The sequence below is a fragment of the Caballeronia sp. dw_19 genome (assembly GCF_018449515.1).
Lineage (GTDB): Bacteria > Pseudomonadota > Gammaproteobacteria > Burkholderiales > Burkholderiaceae > Caballeronia.
In genome coordinates this window covers 166,081-184,489 of record NZ_JAAVUQ010000013.1, presented here as the reverse complement: position 1 = coordinate 184,489, position 18,409 = coordinate 166,081, and the positions used below count along the sequence as shown (strand labels likewise).

13 protein-coding genes are annotated in these 18,409 nt (G+C 57.2%); 2 read left to right on the top strand and 11 right to left on the bottom strand.

Annotated features, from left to right (window positions below):
* Positions 1 to 96 precede the first annotated feature (96 nt).
* Positions 97 to 606: an Rrf2 family transcriptional regulator gene (locus HB376_RS19405; protein ID WP_213765281.1), complete on the top strand. Its 510-nt coding sequence runs from the start codon at positions 97 to 99 to the stop codon at positions 604 to 606.
* Positions 607 to 651: 45 nt separating this feature from the next.
* Here the strand turns inward: HB376_RS19405 and HB376_RS19400 are convergent, their stop codons facing one another.
* Complete coding sequence (locus tag HB376_RS19400; protein WP_213765280.1) at positions 652 to 1,593, bottom strand: LysR family transcriptional regulator; 942 nt, start codon at positions 1,591 to 1,593, stop codon at positions 652 to 654.
* 108 nt (positions 1,594 to 1,701) lie between these two features.
* Here HB376_RS19400 and HB376_RS19395 point away from each other — a divergent pair, with 108 nt between their 5' ends.
* Entirely contained in the window at positions 1,702 to 3,213 is a 1,512-nt protein-coding gene (locus tag HB376_RS19395) for a CoA-acylating methylmalonate-semialdehyde dehydrogenase (RefSeq protein ID WP_089164015.1), read from the top strand.
* 121 nt (positions 3,214 to 3,334) lie between these two features.
* Here HB376_RS19395 and tssJ read toward each other — a convergent pair whose 3' ends face one another.
* The 10 genes from tssJ to HB376_RS19345 form a co-directional block, all read right to left on the bottom strand.
* Entirely contained in the window at positions 3,335 to 4,000 is a 666-nt protein-coding gene (tssJ, locus tag HB376_RS19390; RefSeq protein WP_255631435.1) for a type VI secretion system lipoprotein TssJ, read from the bottom strand.
* A 16-nt stretch (positions 4,001 to 4,016) separates the two neighbouring features.
* A complete protein-coding gene (gene tssG, locus HB376_RS19385; protein WP_213765303.1) occupies positions 4,017 to 4,985 on the bottom strand; it encodes a type VI secretion system baseplate subunit TssG in 969 nt (322 codons plus the stop codon).
* Between the two features lie 83 nt (positions 4,986 to 5,068).
* Positions 5,069 to 6,883 carry a type VI secretion system baseplate subunit TssF gene (gene tssF / locus HB376_RS19380; protein WP_346730529.1) on the bottom strand — a complete coding sequence of 605 codons (1,815 nt, stop codon included), beginning with the start codon at positions 6,881 to 6,883 and terminating at the stop codon, positions 5,069 to 5,071.
* Between the two features lie 29 nt (positions 6,884 to 6,912).
* Positions 6,913 to 8,520: a type VI secretion system protein TssA gene (tssA, locus tag HB376_RS19375; protein ID WP_213765279.1), complete on the bottom strand. Its 1,608-nt coding sequence runs from the start codon at positions 8,518 to 8,520 to the stop codon at positions 6,913 to 6,915.
* A 70-nt stretch (positions 8,521 to 8,590) separates the two neighbouring features.
* Complete coding sequence (locus HB376_RS19370; RefSeq protein WP_213765278.1) at positions 8,591 to 12,316, bottom strand: ImcF-related family protein; 3,726 nt, start codon at positions 12,314 to 12,316, stop codon at positions 8,591 to 8,593.
* Positions 12,303 to 13,631: a hypothetical protein gene (locus tag HB376_RS19365; RefSeq protein WP_213765277.1), complete on the bottom strand. Its 1,329-nt coding sequence runs from the start codon at positions 13,629 to 13,631 to the stop codon at positions 12,303 to 12,305. Before HB376_RS19365 ends, HB376_RS19370 begins: the two co-directional genes overlap by 14 nt.
* 2 nt (positions 13,632 to 13,633) lie before the next feature.
* Positions 13,634 to 13,891 (bottom strand): PAAR domain-containing protein, encoded by a 258-nt coding sequence (locus tag HB376_RS19360; RefSeq protein ID WP_213765276.1) that lies wholly within the window; start codon positions 13,889 to 13,891, stop codon positions 13,634 to 13,636.
* Positions 13,888 to 14,553, bottom strand: a complete 666-nt coding sequence (locus tag HB376_RS19355; protein WP_213765275.1) for a hypothetical protein — start codon at positions 14,551 to 14,553, stop codon at positions 13,888 to 13,890. The genes HB376_RS19360 and HB376_RS19355 overlap by 4 nt, the downstream gene beginning before the upstream one ends.
* Positions 14,546 to 15,241, bottom strand: a complete 696-nt coding sequence (locus HB376_RS19350) for a hypothetical protein (RefSeq protein WP_213765274.1) — start codon at positions 15,239 to 15,241, stop codon at positions 14,546 to 14,548. The genes HB376_RS19355 and HB376_RS19350 overlap by 8 nt, the downstream gene beginning before the upstream one ends.
* Positions 15,242 to 15,999: 758 nt before the next feature.
* The gene (locus tag HB376_RS19345; protein WP_213765273.1) at positions 16,000 to 18,408 is read right to left on the bottom strand and encodes a peptidase M23; all 2,409 of its coding nucleotides are present in this window, start codon (positions 18,406 to 18,408) and stop codon (positions 16,000 to 16,002) included.
* Between the last annotated feature and the right edge of the window lies 1 nt (position 18,409).

Genomic DNA, 18,409 nt, shown 5'->3' with positions numbered 1-18,409 from the left:
ATAAGATAAATGTGACGAAGTGTCGAGATTGACGTTGCTCGTCACCGACTGATTGAATAGAATGTGGAAACTAGGATTTATCGAGTCGGAGATAAGATGAGCCATATCAGTTCGGGCGTCGAATATGCGCTGCACTGCCTTTTGTATTTGACCGACCCGCCCGCCGGCGTGGGCGAGGCGAGCGTACGTGACCTGGCCGAGCTGCAAGGGTTATCGGTTGATTACGTCGCCAAGCTTTTCACCAAGCTTCATAAGGCGGGTTTGACCGTCGCCACGGAGGGGGCGCGTGGAGGATTCACGCTCGCGCGGCCGGCTGAACGGATCACCGTGCTTGACGTTGTACAGGCTGTCGATGGTCCTAAGCCGCTTTTCGATTGCCGCGAAATTCGCGCACGCTGTGCAATCTTCGGAGATACCGCGCCCAAATGGGCGACAAGCGGCACGTGCTCTATTCACGCTGTGATGCTGGACGCCGAGAAGCGCATGAATGAAGTGCTTGAAGCGCAGACGCTGGCGAGTCTGGCGGTGCGCACGGTTGCAAAAGCGCCGCGCACTTACCACACCGATATCGTCAACTGGATCGACAATCGGGCGACCAGCCGTTAGCTCGCTGCGCAATGAGTGAGCGCGACGACCTTTCGGGCGTGGAAGCTAATCGGAGAAACCGTTTTCGAAGGTCTTGCGCAGATAGGAGACAAACGCGGTCACTGCACGCGGCACGTGCGACGCGTACGGCCGGACCACATAAAGCTGCTCTGCGAACCCCCCCTTGGGTTGCCATTCTGGCAGCACCTTGATCAACTGCCCGGCGCGCAGCGCGGCTTGCGCGCTGAAATCCGGTAGCAGCGCAATGCCGAGATCATCGAGTGCGGCGTCGCGCAGGGTCTCGCTATTGTTCGCGGAAAACGGCCCGTTGATGGGCACCGTCACGCGCTCGGCCGCCGTCTTGCGTCCCGTCGCGCGTTCGAATGTCCAGGCAGGCGCCTCTTGCGCGCGCGGATAGAACAGGCAGTCATGCGCGGCCAGATCTTGCGGCGAGGCGGGTGTGCCGCGCCGGCGCAGGTACGCGCGCGTTGCCACGATCACCGAGTGGGTTGCGCACAGAGTCCAGGCAACATGCGTTTCCGGCGCGGCGGCGCTATGGCGGATCGCGAGATCGAAACCCTCGCTGGCAAGCGAACTAATGCGGTCCGACACTTCGAGCTGCACGCGTACTTCCGGATTCGCTCGAAGAAAGGCTGACAGATGCGGCACGAGTTGCTGCCGCGCGAACGCCACCGGAGCGGTGATGCGCAGCTCGCCGCGAGCGATACCCGCCGAATCGCGCACGCCCGCGAAACTTTGCGCAATCCCCTCATATTGATCGCGGGTTTGATCGACCAGACGTTGCCCCGCCTCTGTCAGGCGCACGCTGCGCGTTGTGCGCTGCACCAGCGAAACGCCTGCCGCGCGTTCCAGCTCGGCAATCCGCTGGCTCATTGCCGCCTTGCTCACGCCCAGCCGCGTGGCGGCGCGCGTATAGCTGCCTTGCTGCGCGAGAATGGTCAGCCAATAGAGATGAGTCCAGAGCGCCTCGACGCGTTGCGTTTCCATATCTTCATTGTTCACCATAGAAAACAATCATTTCAATCATAGCGCCTTTGCAGACGCGTCTGACGTTCTTACACTCTGAAGACTCCCATCTCATTCAGGTGTCACATCATGCAGAGCTTCAGCGATCGCGCGGACGTCGGCCACTTTATCCAGGGCCGCCGTGTTCCCGGCACTGGCACGCGTACCCAGCCGATTTTCAATCCCGCGACGGGTAAGGAAGCACGCACGCTGCGTCTGGGCGATGTCGCCGATGTGGACGCCGCCGTCGCCGGCGCGAAGAAAGCGTTTGTGGCCTGGAGCGAGACGCCGCCCATCCGGCGCGCGCGCGTCATGCTGCGTTTTCTGGAACTGATGAACAAGCATCGCGACGAGCTCGCCGCGATCATCACCGCCGAGCACGGCAAGGTGTTCAGCGACGCGCAGGGCGAAGTGTCGCGGGGTATCGATGTAATCGAATTCGCTTGCGGCATTCCGCAGCTTTTGAAGGGCGACTATACCGAGCAGGTATCGACGGGTATCGACAACTGGACGACGCGTCAGGCGCTTGGCGTGGTGGCGGGCATTACGCCGTTCAACTTCCCGTGCATGGTGCCGTGCTGGATGTTCCCGGTCGCTATCGCTGCGGGTAATGCGTTCGTGCTGAAGCCGAGCGAGCGTGATCCTTCGGCGGCGTTGTTCATGGCGGGGTTGTTGCAGGAAGCTGGGCTGCCCGATGGCGTGTTCAGCGTGGTGCAAGGCGACAAGGTCGTGGTCGATGCGCTGCTCGTGCATCCCGATGTGAAGGCCATCAGCTTTGTGGGTTCAACGCCGATCGCGAATTACATTTATCAGACTGGCGCGCAGCATGGCAAGCGCGTGCAGGCGCTTGGCGGCGCGAAGAATCACATGGTCGTGATGCCGGATGCGGATATCGATCAGGCGATCGATGCACTGGTTGGCGCGGGTTATGGCTCGGCGGGCGAGCGTTGCATGGCGATTTCGGTGGCTGTGCTGGTGGGTGATGTGGCCGACAAACTGATTCCGCGGCTGGCGGAGCGGGCGCGTACGCTGATCGTCAAGAATGGCATGGAGGCCGATGCCGAAATGGGCCCGATCGTCACGCGTCAGGCATTGGAACGCATTGAAGGTTACATCGCGCTGGGCGTGGAAGAGGGTGCTTCGCTGGTCGTCGATGGACGTGGTTTGAAGGTGCCGGGGCATGAAGAAGGTTTCTTCACGGGCGGTACGTTGTTCGATCACGTGACGCCTGAGATGCGGATCTATAAGGAAGAGATTTTCGGGCCGGTGCTGGCGTGTGTGCGGGTGAAGGACTTTACCGAAGCGGTTGATTTGATCAACGCGCATGAGTTTGGTAATGGGGTTGCTTGTTATACGCGTGACGGGCACATTGCGCGTGAATTTGGGCGACGGATTGAAGTGGGGATGGTCGGGATCAATGTGCCTATTCCCGTGCCGATGGCATGGCACGGGTTCGGTGGCTGGAAGCGTAGCCTGTTCGGCGATATGCACGCGTACGGCGAAGAAGGCGTGCGGTTCTATACGCGGCAAAAGTCGATCATGCAGCGGTGGCCGGAAAGCACGGAGAAGGGGGCTGAGTTTGCGATGCCTACGGCGAAGTGAAGGGCGGCGTCGAAGATGGCGACCGCTTTGGCCGCTTAAATTGAGTGGTGGTCGTAGTTCCAGAGGTCCGGTCGATTAACCGGGCAGTCGTTTGTCCGACCGAAGGTTAATCGACGCGCGATCAGGCCGGACGCGCCCAGTCATCTCTTACGGGCGCGGCTCTGCTTGCCGGCTTGACCGGCGGCGTCGAGCTCGGGCTAACGGGTTGTGCCGCGCCGGGACTTGCCGTTTGCGGTGCGCGGTGCCGCGTGACAGCCTCGTCGCCGATACCAGCAACACTTAACGAGCTGTCTCGAACCTCGACCTTCACGGGATCGGTCTTCTTCCACTGTTTCTTCGGTAACACCAACTTCCATTTCACATCCCTTCCATCATCGCGGAAGAACGCAACGATGCCGACGTACTCTGCGTCGTCGCTCATCGGCTCACTGATGCTGGCGTTCGCGTTAGGCCGAAGCACGAGATCCGTCGATCCAAGCAGGTCAGCCTTCAGCGCATCCAGATCATTTGTCTGCAATTGCGCGTAGTCGAGTTGATCGAACGCTTGCGGTGTCTTCAACTGATAGATTCGCACTACAGTCGACAACGATTGCCCGGTGCCGTTTGTATTCGAGGACGACCGACTGACGAAGTCGAGGTTCATGGTTTTCACCTGCGTGGTGAACGCCCATTTTGCCGCGTCCACGGTTCCGGTTTTCACGGACTGGGCCACGCCGCATCCCGCGAAAGTAAGAATGGCGCACGCCGCAGCGGCGAGTTGCATCTGTCGGATCATCGTGGGATTCATGCTGCGTTCCATTGTTTTAATGTGTTGTACGTGTGTTCGCGGTTCGACCGTCCCACGTGCCGAGTTGCACACGCGTGATTGCACCCGTTTCGTAGGGTCGCTTGACCTGCTGCAGCTGGCTTGTGTAGCCAAGGCGAACCTGATCGGAAGCGATATCCGCTCTCGGCATCAAGTCCGGCGAGACGTGCATTTCCAGATGCGCGTTCGCTTCGTAGCCAAGATAAAAGCGCAGCAGCGCCATGATTTCAGCATGTACCTCATGTCCAGGCGTCAGGCCCAACACCGATTCGGTTGTCGTTGGTGCGATCACGACCCGCGCACAATTGCCTCGATCGTAGAAGCCACGCCCCAGCACGCAGTTCTCACCCAGCGCAGTTGGCTCAAACTGGTTTAACTGAATCCATACCGGATGAAACTCCGTAACCGTAATCGTCGCGTCGGGCACAGCGTGTTGCAACACGCCGGCAAGCCCCTCGGCCGTGCGAGTGCGCTGGCTGGCGAGTCCCAGCATTGAAAGCAGTTTGCGTGTGCCGACCGTCTGCTCGATCGCCGGATGTCCGATCCCCAATCCGACGAGACTGAGCAGGCAGCGCGAGACATCATCGTCACCACCTTTTTTAAACCCCGCTGGAAACCGATACTTGCGCCACGTCCGATAAAACTGCGTCGCAATCCTGTGATGAAACATGTCAAGAAACCCAGACAGCGATTCAGCGCCGTCACGGTTCTGCGCGACTTCATCGATGAAATACGACGGCATGCGCGCGTCGACGCCGTATAGCCCCAGAAACGTCGTACGGATCGCGGGTGGTTTCAACGCATCGTCGTAGTCGAATTCAACCGCATCGATTTCCCTGCCTGGAAACCCGAGTCGAGCACGCGAGCGAAAACGTACCGGCTCGTTTTTTAGCGAGTCTGTTGAGCCGAGCGACGGCAGATTCGGCGCGGCGAGTTCAATCAATTCGCAAAAGCGCATGAAGTTCATGCGCGTCGCGTCGTGCAGCAAAGCGGTCAGCAGCGCACGCTCCGCACGCTCGTCAAGCACCGGAAATTCTCGATGGGGCGCGTTCAAAACGGTGCGCCCTCGGCTTTGTTATCGGGCCACGTTATCCGGCGTCCACTCGGCAACGAAATGACCACCAGCTTCGTATAGATATTCATCGTCGCGTACAACGCGAGGAAGCGATTGAGCATTTCGCCGAACAACGCGAGATCGCCATCGCCCGCGAACTTGTCGCTGTTGAGCGTCACTTCGATTTCCACGCCGCGGAGCAAGCCGCCCTTGACGAGCTTTTGCAGGGGGCGATGCTTGACGTCGATAATTGCATCGATACGCCGCCGGTTCAGTTCGCCATCGGTCCAGTCGTAAAGCGCAAGACTGCCGCGCAGGATTTCTGCATCGAGTAGAGACAGATAGTTCGGGGCGAGATGCGAAAGCACGCGCCAATGAAAGCGGTCACCTGTCGGCGGATAAACTGGCAAGGTCGGCGCGGTGAGGTTTCTCACCGATGCCACGTTCGTAAAGCCGCCGCGCGTGCGGTTGATACTTGCTTCGCGCAGGCCCTTGCGTGGCAGCATGCCGTTGGTGCCGGTCACCGTCAGTGATAGTGTTTCCTCGGGCAGCGTGGTCTCGCCTTCCCACGCATGGCCGCCTAATACAACCCACGTGTCGAATCGTCCTGAGGGTCCCCGCCGTGAACGCGTATGGAAATATCGCTCGGGCATCTCATGGCGCAACATGCCGCCGCGATGGCGGAACGACGCAAATGGCGCGTACTCGAAACGCGTACCGTTGGACGTTTCGAAGCCGACGACGGAATCGACCGAATACGCCTCCACAAAATCACCTCGTGCCTTCACCGTATGCACTCGATACTCCGTTTCGAAATGCGAGACCGTGAGTGGGTCAGCCTGGATCGTGAACAGATTGATGATCGGCGTGCAGAAGAGCCGGACGTTTTCTGCTGTGAAGCGCATGTCATCCGGGTAGGGCTGGGCAAGAACGATTTCCACATCGAAGTACGGGGCGGCTTGGGGAATCGATTGCACGTCGAGCCCCACGAGATCCACGAACATGAACTTCTCGGGGAACGTGAAATATTCAAGCAGCAGTTGATAGCCACCGAACGCATTATCGGCTTTGGGCCACAGGCGTTCGTCAGCCTTGAATCCGGCCGCCTCCACGCGCAGCCCTTGCATGGTTTGCGGCAGTCCCGGCCGGTCCTCGGGATAACCCGGAATGCGAACATGAACCGCGAGCGGGGCTGCGGTCAATGCGGTGTAAAGGCTAAGTGCAACCGGTCGATCCGCATTCAGGTAAAGCCGCAGACGCGGTATGTGCATCTGCGCGCGCGGTATCTGCGGCTGCAATTGCAGTCTGAGCCTGATCACCGAGCGGCCGTCTTCGCGTGAGTAAGCGTTCGCTTCGGTGAGCTTGACGGGATACAAGTCGACCGCTTGCGTGGTGCGATAGACGCACTCGACGCGCTCGTCATCGACGGGAATCGGATCGGCCAGCACTTCAAGGCCTGCTGCGAGCACTTCATGGCTTTGCAGCGAACCTTCCGTGGGCGTGACTTCGAGTATCGACAGCGACGGAATCATCCGAAGATAATGCGGCCAGAGCATGCTGACGAGACCTTCTGTGAGCTCCGGCAGTTCGTCGTCGAGCTTCTGGCGCAGTCGGCCGACGAGAAACGCAAAGCCTTCGAACAGGCGTTCGACGTGCGGATCGCGGTCCCCGATCCGGTCAATGTTGAGCATCTTCGCGCGGTCAGGGAAGGCTTGCGCGAACTCCTTACCGGCCTCGCGCAGATAGCGCATTTCGGCTTCGTAGTAGCGCAGGACGTCGTTGTCGTTGGGACTGTTCGAGGGCTTGGTCACGGGGTGGGTTTTTGAAGGTCTTGTATGGGCTAGTCGAGTGCAACGGCGCGGGCAGCATCGATCACGGTCATCTCGCCGATCAACGTCTCGATGCGCTGAGCAAGTGCGGGTTTGTCGGCGTCCTTGCGCGTCATACGGACTTTGAGCAGCCGCATCAGGTGCTGCTTGGCTTCGAACGCGAGCGAGGGTTCCCATAGCGCCAACTCGAAGCGGCGCGCTGCGGTATCCACGCTCGATAAAAGGTGCAGCGCCGTGTCCGGACGTTCGGCTCGCTCGGCGACGCGCGCCATGACCAACTGCCTGACGAATCGATCACGATCGCCGTCCTGCGCGGGCAAACGTTGCAGCCACGAGAAAGCGGAATCGAGGCCTTCTTGTATGGCAAGCGAATTGGCTTTCGCTTCGGTTTCAGCCCAGTCCGTGCTGGCCGATTGCGCGGCGACAGGGATCACGATTTCACCGCGATCGATGTCCCGAACGGTCGCGTAGCGGGCGATCCATTCGAGTGTGGAGTCGTCGGCGAAAGGCGAACCATCGGAGAAAGACAGCAAGTGGAAACCGGGCAGGCGTTCGAGCATCAGCGCGCAGTCGGTTGCCGCCAGATCACGCACGGGCGCGTATTCGCCGCCCGCCTGTTCTTGTCCAACGAATGCGTAATATTGCAGGTCGAGCCAGAAGTGGTTCGCGCCTTCAGCGAACGCGAGTTCGACGCGATCGAGCAGTTCGAGCCATTGTTTTTGCATCAGCAAACGCTTGAGTTGCGCGCGAAGTTCGGCGCGTGGGGGAACCAGGCGCGTCTTGCTCGTGGGGTCGCACGGTGGCACTTCGGTGAGCGTGTCCCATCGGATGCAGCGCATCAGGCGATAGGCGGCGAGATACCCTTGTGGTTGTTCGCGCAGGAACGTTGCCATTTGACGGGCACGGTCGAGCAGGTCGCGCGTTGATGACACTTCAGTCGATGAGGGCGGTATCGCGGCTGTGCTTACCCCAAACGGAGAGGCTTTCGGCAAGTTGTCCGCAGCACTCGGCGATTCAATCCGCCCCTCAAAGCGCCGATACAACCCGCTGAGTTGCGGCCGCGCGTTGTCCGGCCACTCGGCGGTGCGCTCGGTGATGAGCGCCAGTGCCGACAACGCACGCTCCAGCAAATCCCCGGTGAGCCCCTGCACGCGATCAAGCCGGTCAGCGAAGGTTGCGCCCGCGAGCCATTCGAGCGCGGACTTGCGCGTTTCTGCTCGTGCCGGGAGCAAGTCCATATCGAAACGATCAATCAGCGCCGACAACAGTTCAAAGCCTTCGGCCACACCTTGGGCGTCATCGCGGCGCATGCGGCCATAGACGTAATAAACAGCCACGCGCGCGTCCTTCGCCGAATCCTTCAGAAGCCGTTCAGCGGTTTCGATAATGAGCGTGTCATTGACGTCCGACAATTTCGCCACTTGCTCCTTGATCGCGAGGAAACCGTCGTCATAACCGGGGTCTTCGCCGACGTGCGCGGCCTCGGTCGCGACATCGCCCGGGTGCAGCTCGATGATTGGCTGCAGCCACGCGTCCCATTGCGATTGCGAAGAGCGGGCGAGGTCGGACGGTGTACGTGTGCCGAAGAGCGCGTTGAGGAGCTTCGAGAAGGTGATCATGCGGTGCGGGCTCCTGGCGATAGGACGGTCGTGATGGCGGGAACAGCGGCCTGTGGCGATACGAAGGAATTCATAGGGCGGCGTCCCGAGCAAGGTCAGGCAGCGGCGTGACGGCGTGTTTGGCGGCCTCACGGGCGGCATTAGGCAACGGCGGCGGGCTGGCGGACGCACCGATGTTCGCCACGCGTGCCGGTTTGTCGATGAACATACGGTTCGGTAAAACAAATCCCTTCAATGCGAGCAGTTCGAGCGGTCCTTTACCAACATCCGTGCGCATCAGATAGCTCAGCGGGTAAGTCAGGTTGGCGGGTGCTGCGGTGAGCGGTTCCTGCGTGACGAGGCTATCGAGTACCGGGTGTTCGGTCGATGCGCTTTGCTCCTGCGCTGAACCGTTCCAGTCGTCAGCGGGGCGGTGTGTTGGCTTTTGCGCAGCCGGTGAAGTCGATGAAACCGCGCCCGGTGACGCGAGCGCGGCCACGCGCATCATTCGCGTGTCGGGCGCTGCCTGCCAGGTAAGCTGGAACGTCGCGCTGTCCATCGGCTCGACTTTCGCGCGTTCGAGCATCCGCACGAGTGCCCACCGGCCGCCGAACTCGAAGTTCTTGTTCGTGCCGGCCTGTTCGGTCTGCCATTGCAAACGCGTACCTTTGGTCTCGGGGTCGTTCGACGGCCAGACCAGACCTTGCCACGTCTCGCGCTGGTTGTAGTAGTGCAGCTTCTGCGCATCGATGGTCAAAACGGTGTCAGTAATGCCCGGCGTCGGAATCGGCTTGAACTCGAAGCGATACTGCGGCTCGCCTTGTGCGAGCAAATGCCCCGCGATGCGCTGCAGCGTATTCACCGCTTTGAGGAAAGCGGGATCGAATTGCAATGCGCCACCGCGCGTGTTGGTTTCCACCCACTGGTCGCCCTGCAATTCCAGCACACCTGCAAGTTGCAAGCTCAGGAACGCCGATATCAATCCGCCTTGCGGTCTGAGAAAGCGGGCCAGCTCTGGAATGGATGCGTCGTTGTCGGTGTTATCGAATGGATAACGACCCGCAAATGACCTGTTCCAGTTCGCGACGATCGATTGTCGCCATGCATCGTTCAGACTTGCCTGCGCCGGTTGCAACACGATCTGCGTGGCTTGCGCGACGGGGCGCACGAAGAGTGCGTCGCCCATGCCGGACCATTGCGCGCCGAGGCTCGCGGCGATGAGTTGCGCGTACGCTTGGGTATCGGCGAGTTCTGAGCCCTTGCCCTGGAAGAGCGCTTGCGCGAGTTGGCGGGCTTGGGCGTCGCCATCGGTGCCGTTGCTCAGTTGCTGGAGTTTCAGTCGAAGCGCGGTGACGCGTTCGAGGTAGCGCTGCAGGCTGACATCGCTTGGCGGTATGGCGCCTTTAGGTGTTGACGTTTCACTGATCTGTCCGATCAAGCGAAGCACGGGTCCGAACGACGCCGATAGCGGTCCCGCGTCGCTGGCGATTGCTGCTGCTTGCGGATCATCTTTCTTGCCAAAGATATTCTGCGCCTTGGCGACCAACGTGTCCGACAACGACGCCTGACGCATACCCGCCGTGCCTTGGTAGTCGAGTGACTTCATCAACGCGATAACCGGCGATTGACGCGCATCGGCGAGCAGTTTCATCTGTTCGATGGCAGCAGGGATATTCGGCGCGGATCGCCACTGCAGCGCGTTCATGAACGCCTGCCAGTGTTCGGCGTAATCGTTGAAATACTGCGTGGTGAGGGCGAGTTCGAGCGCATCGGTTGATGAGGCTTGCGCAGGGTCAACGGGGCTCGCGGATGGGTCATTGTTGGCGAGCACCCAATCGCGCGTGATATCGCGGCTCTTGGCGGCTTCAGTGATGGCCGCTGCGACGTAGCCCTCGTACGCTTGCCGCGTGTAGACGCCCGGAACGGTGACGCTCGTACGGATGAGTCCGCGCGTATCGGTGCCTGCCGTAAGTGATGCAAGCGTCTGGTCCGGGTACTTGTTGCCGACTCCTGCCAACACGCTCTGATAAACCGTGTCCTCGGAATTACGCGTGCCGATCACCGACAACAACGTCTGACGCGATGCGTTCACCAGTTCGGCACGCGGCTGGATGCGCCATGCGTCGTGGGCTTTCAGGTGTTGCGCATAGAACCCCGCCAGTCGTTCAGAGATATCCAGCTTCGCGCCGACGGAAACGTTTGCGTTCGTGCTCCAGTAATGCATGAGTTGCGGAGTGATGAACCCTGCGTCGACACGGCTTGGATCGGCGAGCATCAAGTACGTCTTGAGTGCTTTATGACCGTCCAAAGCGGCAGCGTTGGCGTGGTCGTCGAGTGAATCAGTTTGCATCTGGCTGAGGTCGACCAGCGTCGCTTCAAGGTTTTGCTGGATGGGTGTGATCAAGATCGATTGGCTCGCGGCGGCATAGGGCGCCCAGAGCGCGGCAACGACCGATGTGTCCTGATTTAGGCCGAAGCGACTCCACAACGGCGGCTGATGGGTCACACGCGGCTCATAGCGGCCGATCTGCTGTTGCAGCGCGAGCAACGCTTGCAAACGTGCAGCGGGATCGGGTGCGTTCTTGAACGTTTGGATCGTCTGCCGTGCTTCGATCAGGTCACGGCCATTCGTCATGCCTGACAGCACCATGCCCGCGATCCATAGGCCGATGACGGTCAGTGCGATGGTCGAGAACACAGTGATCGGATGCCAGCCCATACGTCGGCCACGTTGCTTGCGTACGATTGTCGCCAGGTGGTTCCATAGCGGCAGATCGGCGCTGGTGAGCGCGTTTGAATCGACGACCACGCCTGCATCAACGGCAACCGGAAAAGGTGCGAAGAACGCACCGCTCACGGATTGATGCCGCGCCTTGCGATTTGCCAATGACGCGATCAACGCGGCGAGCGGCGCGCTACGTGTATCGAGTCGTTGCGACAGTTGATTACTGTACCGGTCTTTAAAGCTCCGAATCAATTGCCCAACGCTCATATGCCCGATACGGCTACGCAACTCAAGCAAGCTCGATTCGATCGAACGCTCGTTGGCGTCAGGCGCGAATTCACACCCGAGTAAGGCTGTGCGACCGTTGTTGAAGGCATCCGTTTTAGCGACATCGAGCACGTACACCGGCGCAGACCAATGCAGCACGTTGGCGATGCGCGAAAGGGTCACGCTGTGCGCATTCGTGCTGCGCCGTTGCAGCGTCAGATCGGTACTGCCATCTAGAACAAGTACCACCGCATCAATCGGGCGATTGCGGCGAAGCTTATATAGCTCTCGAAGCCAATCGTCATCTGGTCGGCTATCGGGGCCAGTCTTGTTCCAAAGAAGCACTGCATCGTCCGTGATGAGCCATCTATGGGCGGTAGCGGCGGGCAGTATCCGTCCAATGGTTGGGTCATCGCCAGTCAACAGTAACCACGGGCGGCGATAGCGCCAACGCCAGCCCAATTCCGAACTGAGTTGCTCACGAAGCTCGTGCATCGTTCCATCGCCGCTGACCGTCGGCGACGCCGCTGTAACTCCGGTTTGCGCACCGAAAACGGCGCCGGCAGCGTAGAACGCGCCGGTACGCGAGCCAAATAGGGTGAGCAGGAAAAGCACTGAGGCAGTAGCAAGGATCCAAAGCGTGGCGACCTGCTTCTCTTCAAGACGAGAGATGTGTACCCAGTTGCTAGCGAACCAGACGACGCATAGTGCAAGACAGGCAAGCACGGCGACCACTAGCGCAATGCCCCAAACCCCAATTTTCGGCACGTCAGAAACGGGCTGATCGACTGGATCGGGATGCGACAGCTCTTTAATGTTCTTCAAGTTCGGCTCGATTTTCATGCTTAAGGGACGGATGCGCGTAGAGGATGGCCGATTGGACCGTCTGGGTTTGATCGAGAATAAGTTGCGGACCTTCAACCTCTGATTCGAGGGCTGCTGCGATGGCAAGCCAAGCAGCCCCTGAACTGATGTGACCAATGATCCGGTCCGGTTCATGTATGGCGGACGAGTCAGCAAGACCTGAAAACGATGCACCTTTAAGCGCGGCTGCAAGCGGTTGATCGTAGTTTGAATCAAGGCCGCTTACCCACGCGTGACGGACTTCCGGAGGAGGCGCGTGACCCCAAAGCGCAGCTGTCGCAAGCGCCTGAATTGCGCTGCTTTGGATATCGAGGTTCGTCATCACGGGCCGATGCATCGTGCCGACCGCAGTAAGAGAACCGATCGACGCATCCACCCCAAATAACATCGCGACACCGCCCTCTGTGCTTCCTGATGGTGGCGGAGTGTCGTACCACTCAGCTGCTATCACCAGCAGGGGCTGTTTTTCTCCTTCATCGAGCCAGTCATCGATGAGCGTCAATCCCTTGTTGGACGCTGCGACATCGCATTCGATCGATGGTAAACCGAGTTGAGACAGCGCTTTGCGAACATGGTCTAGGCGTATCGCTGCGGTGTTGGCATCGGCGGTAGCGAGACGTACGACGGGCGTGTACTTCTTCCCAAGTCGCGAAAGCGTGTAAAGCGTATCTACAAGAGGCGTAAGCACGTTCGTGACAACGTGGTGGAAGCCGTCCGGTTTCGCTTGTGCAACTGTCGGCGGACGGGCGGTATCGACCGCGCTATCCCCGTTGAAGGAGTCGTTTTCGTCGTCGGGGCCGGGTTCGGCGATCGGTTCGATATCTGTCAAGCGGGAGTGGAGAATATGTCCGGCCCCGTTCCGTGGCGACTGTGTTGTCATGACTGTTTTACCCGCGACGATCGTGGTCGCCAGAGTGCCATCGGCCAGCGGCAGATAATAAGCGTGCGCTAATACGTAGAGCGGCCTTTGCGCGTGAGCAATGCGCGCACGACGCCATTTTTGACGATGCTGATTGCGATAAAGCGCACGTAGATATGTAGTCTCGTACGTTGCCCGCGCACAGCCGAGGACCATCAGGAACGCTGCATTGGGCGCACCTATAACGCAAAACCAGAACCGGGCGCCTTGCGCCGGCATCGCAGTGGGCCACAAAAGAAGGGCAAGACCAGCACCAATCGAACAGAACAACGCCCAGATCACAATCCACCACACACGGCTCAGCCGGCGCTTAGGATATTGGCTGGGCGGACCGCCAGGAGTGAGGTCGACCGGCACGTTTAAGCGATGTTCACGTTGTGGAGGGATGAGAGCAGACGGCAACCGCACACGCATCGATGATGATGCAAGGCGATTGGTTTGCCTTTGTCGTTGAAAAACGAATGGCCTTCGGCGATGGTCGTCTCACCATGCTGGTCGCAAAGGGCTGAGTCGCCTTTGCGAGCGATACGGCGACCCGCGAAATCCATGTCCGGGGAACCGCTTGTCACGCGGCCGCCGTTTTCCAGTGCGTCACCGACGCGGATGGGGTTCTTCATTTATTTCCTTTAACTTCAAACAAAGCAGAACACGAATCATCGTCCGTTACAACGCGCTTGTTCTTTGCTATATCCCATACTCCAGGACTTCCGTACGGACCACAATTTATTTTCCCTGATGGAGCTACATACCTACCATCGGGTGAAATCACAGCAGAACCCGCGTCGCCAGAACTTCCGAATGAATATCTTTGCGATTCGGATAATTTTTTTCCGGAAATGTATGCTCCGTCCAAAGTAACCATATTACGTGAGCTGTTTAGGCGAGCAACCGTAGCTAAATATGTGAAAGGTTGCACACTTACAAAATCGACGGAAACATATAAACGTTTCCTCAAATTTATATCAGCGAGAACTCCAACACCCGACGGAATCAGCGAAACATGTACGGGGATGTCGGACGTACATCGATTCAATGCCGCTGTGGATACATACCCTCGATCGGAGACCATTACTGCTGATTTGTCGAAGCTTTCTACTGCAATACCAATTTTTCTGTCCAACAAGCACGTATGCAATTTTCCGTTGCTTGTTACATCCAAATGATTACCGCCGGCGCGGTAGTCAGTCTGCGATTCATGCGCCATCGCGGAACCGAAGAGCAGCAACGCAGCCAAAGAAATCAGTGAAATCCACGCTGCAATTTTTCTCAAATCATTCATCGGTGAAACGGAGCGTCCTGAGCATATTCATAAAAAGGTCGTAACTGAACCCATGTTTCAAGGTCAATTCACGCTTGCGTAGAAGACACACGCCATCTAGTTGCGCATTCATGCTGGTATTTCCAACCATGACATGGATGCAGCGATAACTGGACGTATATTCCTTAGCTGGTTTGCAACTGCCACGTGCTTTAGCGAACGTCTCCTCTGCGATCCAGCCGCGCCAGTTGGCGCCTTGAATAGGCATTACACGTGTTTTGGTTACCGGGTTGCCACAGTTTGATTTTTTGTATGCGAAGTCTGACGCTAGGGTCGGCACTTTATCGCCGGGCTTCAACTGAAACACGCTGTCCCCCCCAGCAGCTATTTTTTTATAGAGACCGATTTTTTCGACCACAAAGCTAATGTTACCGCCACCTCGGGTATCGAAATTCGGATCATATTGAAAATCCATTTCCATGACGGCGCGCTCACCGTTTTCAAAAGAGCCTGTACAACCAAATCCGATAATTTGATCAGAGATACTTTTCAAAACGGGAGTGCTTATCGACAAGCCACATTGCTCCTTCACTTTTGGACTAGCAACGTTCATTCCATAACCGCTGAGAGGAACAGCATCAACTGACGATTGCGCATGGGCAATCGCACTCGAGAGCAATGCAGTTAATACGATGACGTTACGAATCATTGCTTATTCTCCGTTTGACGCACCAGTCCACCCGTCGTGGGCATGCTTCGTTTGTTACACATATAAATATGTGTAACAAATATGCTGACGTGCGCCAGCCACAGGCGCCACTGACCGACCGAAAGACGGGCTCAACGTTCCGGCTATTTGAGTCACGCCGGTTTTATGGTGGATCGACTGATTAATTTATGGAAATAAGTAACGACGACAAGATGCTTAGCAAATTGTCACGCTCCGGCTATGTTCATCTGGCAGTGATGGCGCCTACGCTGGTTAAAATGCAAAAATCAATTTACCTTCCTGGGTAGCCGAGAAGAGCACAGTTTTGGTATGTTGTCTGCAAAGTAAGTGCTTCTCAAAGTCTTCGTTTTTTTATCAACTATTAAGTTAATAAATTGATCTCCGCATACGGGAAAATATTCAACAAAATTTTTCTTTTTGATCGAATACAGGAAAACTCTGTGAATTGTAGTAGTGCCCATTCCATCGTCAATATACCAGACCGAAATATTTTTTTTCCCGCTAAAATTGTAATCTTCAATTTCTAAATGAATTTTCTTTTCAGTTTCAAATACTATTTGATCAACAACTACGTGTTGTCCAACTATTCTGTAGGAGAGTGTATTTCCGTTAATCGACAGGAATACACGAATTTTCGGGTCCGGTGAGAATTCAAGTGTAGTTGCCAATGCCCATGAGTCGTGAAATAAAAATAGGATTAATATGATCCTTAAAGTACGACATATTTTCATCATTTCTCACTCGGGCGAATCGAAATTTACGCGGATGCGATTTTTAGGCGATGGCGGCGCAACCAGTGCGTCTAAAGTGCCATCGATGACGTCAGACAGTCTCATATGAATATACAAAGAATACGCTTGCCTCTCATAATATCCATTACCGCCACCATTGACCAGGCGGTTAATGAAGCCAATGTTAGAGGCAGAATATGGTCTGTCAGAAACCCTGCTGATATTAATTCCCTCTGAGAACGGTTTGGATACCCAATAAAATCCACCAGAATCACACGCTTTATCAATCTCTTCGCCGACCGAATCAGGATCGTACCGCGGAAACCACGGTACTAGATGCCCTCCGTCGCTAGGATTCGCAGTATAGTGACGTGACGTTGGCGTTATTCGCGGAGGCACGCCCGAGAGACGTTCGGTGTACGCGCCGGTATTGCTGGGTAGTGATCGGAATTCACCATATTGCTTATAATTTCCGGCCCAAGTCAATTGCATGATCCCGCGGCCGTAGAAGGGGCCGTAGTATTTGGTCGCAGGGTTAGCGGTCGAATACTGACCAAAGCCCCATTCGTGCATGAGTCTTTTTGCTCCGGTGAGATTTCTCCATTGAGCCGTTTCTAAAAGCACCTGAGCGAGGAAGATGGTGATTCGCTGCTTGCTGTTCCCCAAATATTTCCCAATACATTTATTTAGCGCGACCGCATGGGCGGCAATCCGGCCGCCTGCTTCTAGTTTTCCGATTGAGTACGTTGGGTTCGATTCAGTAATCGCAAGCCGAGGATTTCCCGTCTGTGTGTAAAACATGTGCCGGGGAAACGTCATTGCGTACTCGTCCAAACTCAACCACCCACATTTCCTGAAATGGCGAATGAACTCAAGCGGATGGAAGAACCACAGTTTTTCACCAGGTGGCAGCTTCGTGCTATCCCAGAATTGAAACTGATCCAACAGACGCATGAAGTCCGTATACCCGTCGGGATTGTTCCGGTAGAACTCACCGGGTTGCTTGAGCTTGGCGTACCGCGCCTCGTGGTTTGCGCCGTCCCATTCGCTCGGCGCTTCGCACACAAAGCCGCGCAATTGCGTGCGCGCATCGGCATGTGATGTCACGTAAGCGATAAGTTGTTCTTCTTTGACGCGCTCGTTGGCATTGGCCGTGCCCTCGACGCTCCCATCGGACACAACAGATTCCGCCTCGACGTCGCCTAGCAATGTTTTCAACGAATTGATATCGCACAAACCATCAGCATCGAAAGGCCCTTCACCTGCACTGAGTTTCTTCCATCCAGTAAAGAATGGAAAATCGGCATCGGACAGTTTCTGGATCGTTTCTTCAGCGATATTCACATAGCCCTGCGTACCCTCTTCGTCGAACACGACGGATATCCACGTTGTACGGCTGGCTGGATCCTGCAACTTGGCCGGCGTGCCGAGTATCCGGCCAAACCTGAGCATCTCGTAGCCGTCACTGGGACAGGTCGGATAAAGCGCAGTTGCTCGCTTGTAGAGATCGTATTCGTAGTCACTCGTCGAATCAGTCACAGGAGAGCCGGTCAGCCGGATGGGATGACCGTCACCCTTATCGAGCCACGAACGGGTACAGCGCTGACCAAGATGGAAGTAAGCCTCGACATACAGCGTGTGGTTTGCCGGCAAACTCCCATCAGTCAGCGGTGGGAACGCGATGCCGTGCAACTTGTTATTGCGATCCATGGCGTCGTTGACCGGCACGCGAAAAAAGGCGTGTGCGTCATTGATGACGTAATAGGTACTGCCCCAGCAGTCGGGTTTTGTGGGCGTGGTGAGTTGCGTTTTCCCCAACGGCGTCGCGTCAAAATAGGCATCGAAGTCATGCTTCGTCATAAAGATTTCGAAGTGCACATGGCGTTGACCATGACATTTTCCCGTTAGCCCGAGGACGTCCTTGCGATAGACCCTCTGGCCGGCCGTCCCTGATTGCGCCGGAGGCGCGACGGGCGGCTCCATATCTGGTCCAGGCGAGCAAACCTGCATGAATGCCGGCAGAATGCTCTGCGAGGTTCCGTAGTCCTTATACCGATCAAACTCCAGCAAATGCATATACAGCGAATAGAACGCCAGTACGCGGCCATCGCCCGTTTCTGTCGAGTGCTTGAGCAAAACGAAACCCGCGCTGCTGTCGGCTGAACCAGGACTGCCTTCGATGGCGTGCTGGCACACCCGGTAAGCGACGACGTCGCCATCGGCAATCGCGCGCACCTTTTCGTTGAGCAGGACCGGAGACAAATGCACGCCCATGTGCCGGCGACGATCCATTGCAAGTGGATAAATGCCGTGGGCGAGTTCGAGTTTGTCGGCTGCATCCATCATTGGATCAATCACAGTCGTACTCGGCGTGCTTGCGCCGCTTTCAGGCAGGAACGGAGGGCTGATGATCATG

Coding starts and splice junctions, on each gene's coding strand:
- HB376_RS19405 (WP_213765281.1), top strand. CDS start 97: ATGAGCCATATCAGTTCGGGCGTCGAATATGCGCTGCACTGCCTTTTG.
- HB376_RS19400 (WP_213765280.1), bottom strand. CDS start 1,593: ATGGAAACGCAACGCGTCGAGGCGCTCTGGACTCATCTCTATTGGCTG.
- HB376_RS19395 (WP_089164015.1), top strand. CDS start 1,702: ATGCAGAGCTTCAGCGATCGCGCGGACGTCGGCCACTTTATCCAGGGC.
- tssJ (WP_255631435.1), bottom strand. CDS start 4,000: ATGAATCCCACGATGATCCGACAGATGCAACTCGCCGCTGCGGCGTGC.
- tssG (WP_213765303.1), bottom strand. CDS start 4,985: ATGAACTTCATGCGCTTTTGCGAATTGATTGAACTCGCCGCGCCGAAT.
- tssA (WP_213765279.1), bottom strand. CDS start 8,520: ATGATCACCTTCTCGAAGCTCCTCAACGCGCTCTTCGGCACACGTACA.
- HB376_RS19360 (WP_213765276.1), bottom strand. CDS start 13,891: ATGAAGAACCCCATCCGCGTCGGTGACGCACTGGAAAACGGCGGCCGC.
- HB376_RS19355 (WP_213765275.1), bottom strand. CDS start 14,553: ATGAATGATTTGAGAAAAATTGCAGCGTGGATTTCACTGATTTCTTTG.
- HB376_RS19350 (WP_213765274.1), bottom strand. CDS start 15,241: ATGATTCGTAACGTCATCGTATTAACTGCATTGCTCTCGAGTGCGATT.
- HB376_RS19345 (WP_213765273.1), bottom strand. CDS start 18,408: ATGATCATCAGCCCTCCGTTCCTGCCTGAAAGCGGCGCAAGCACGCCG.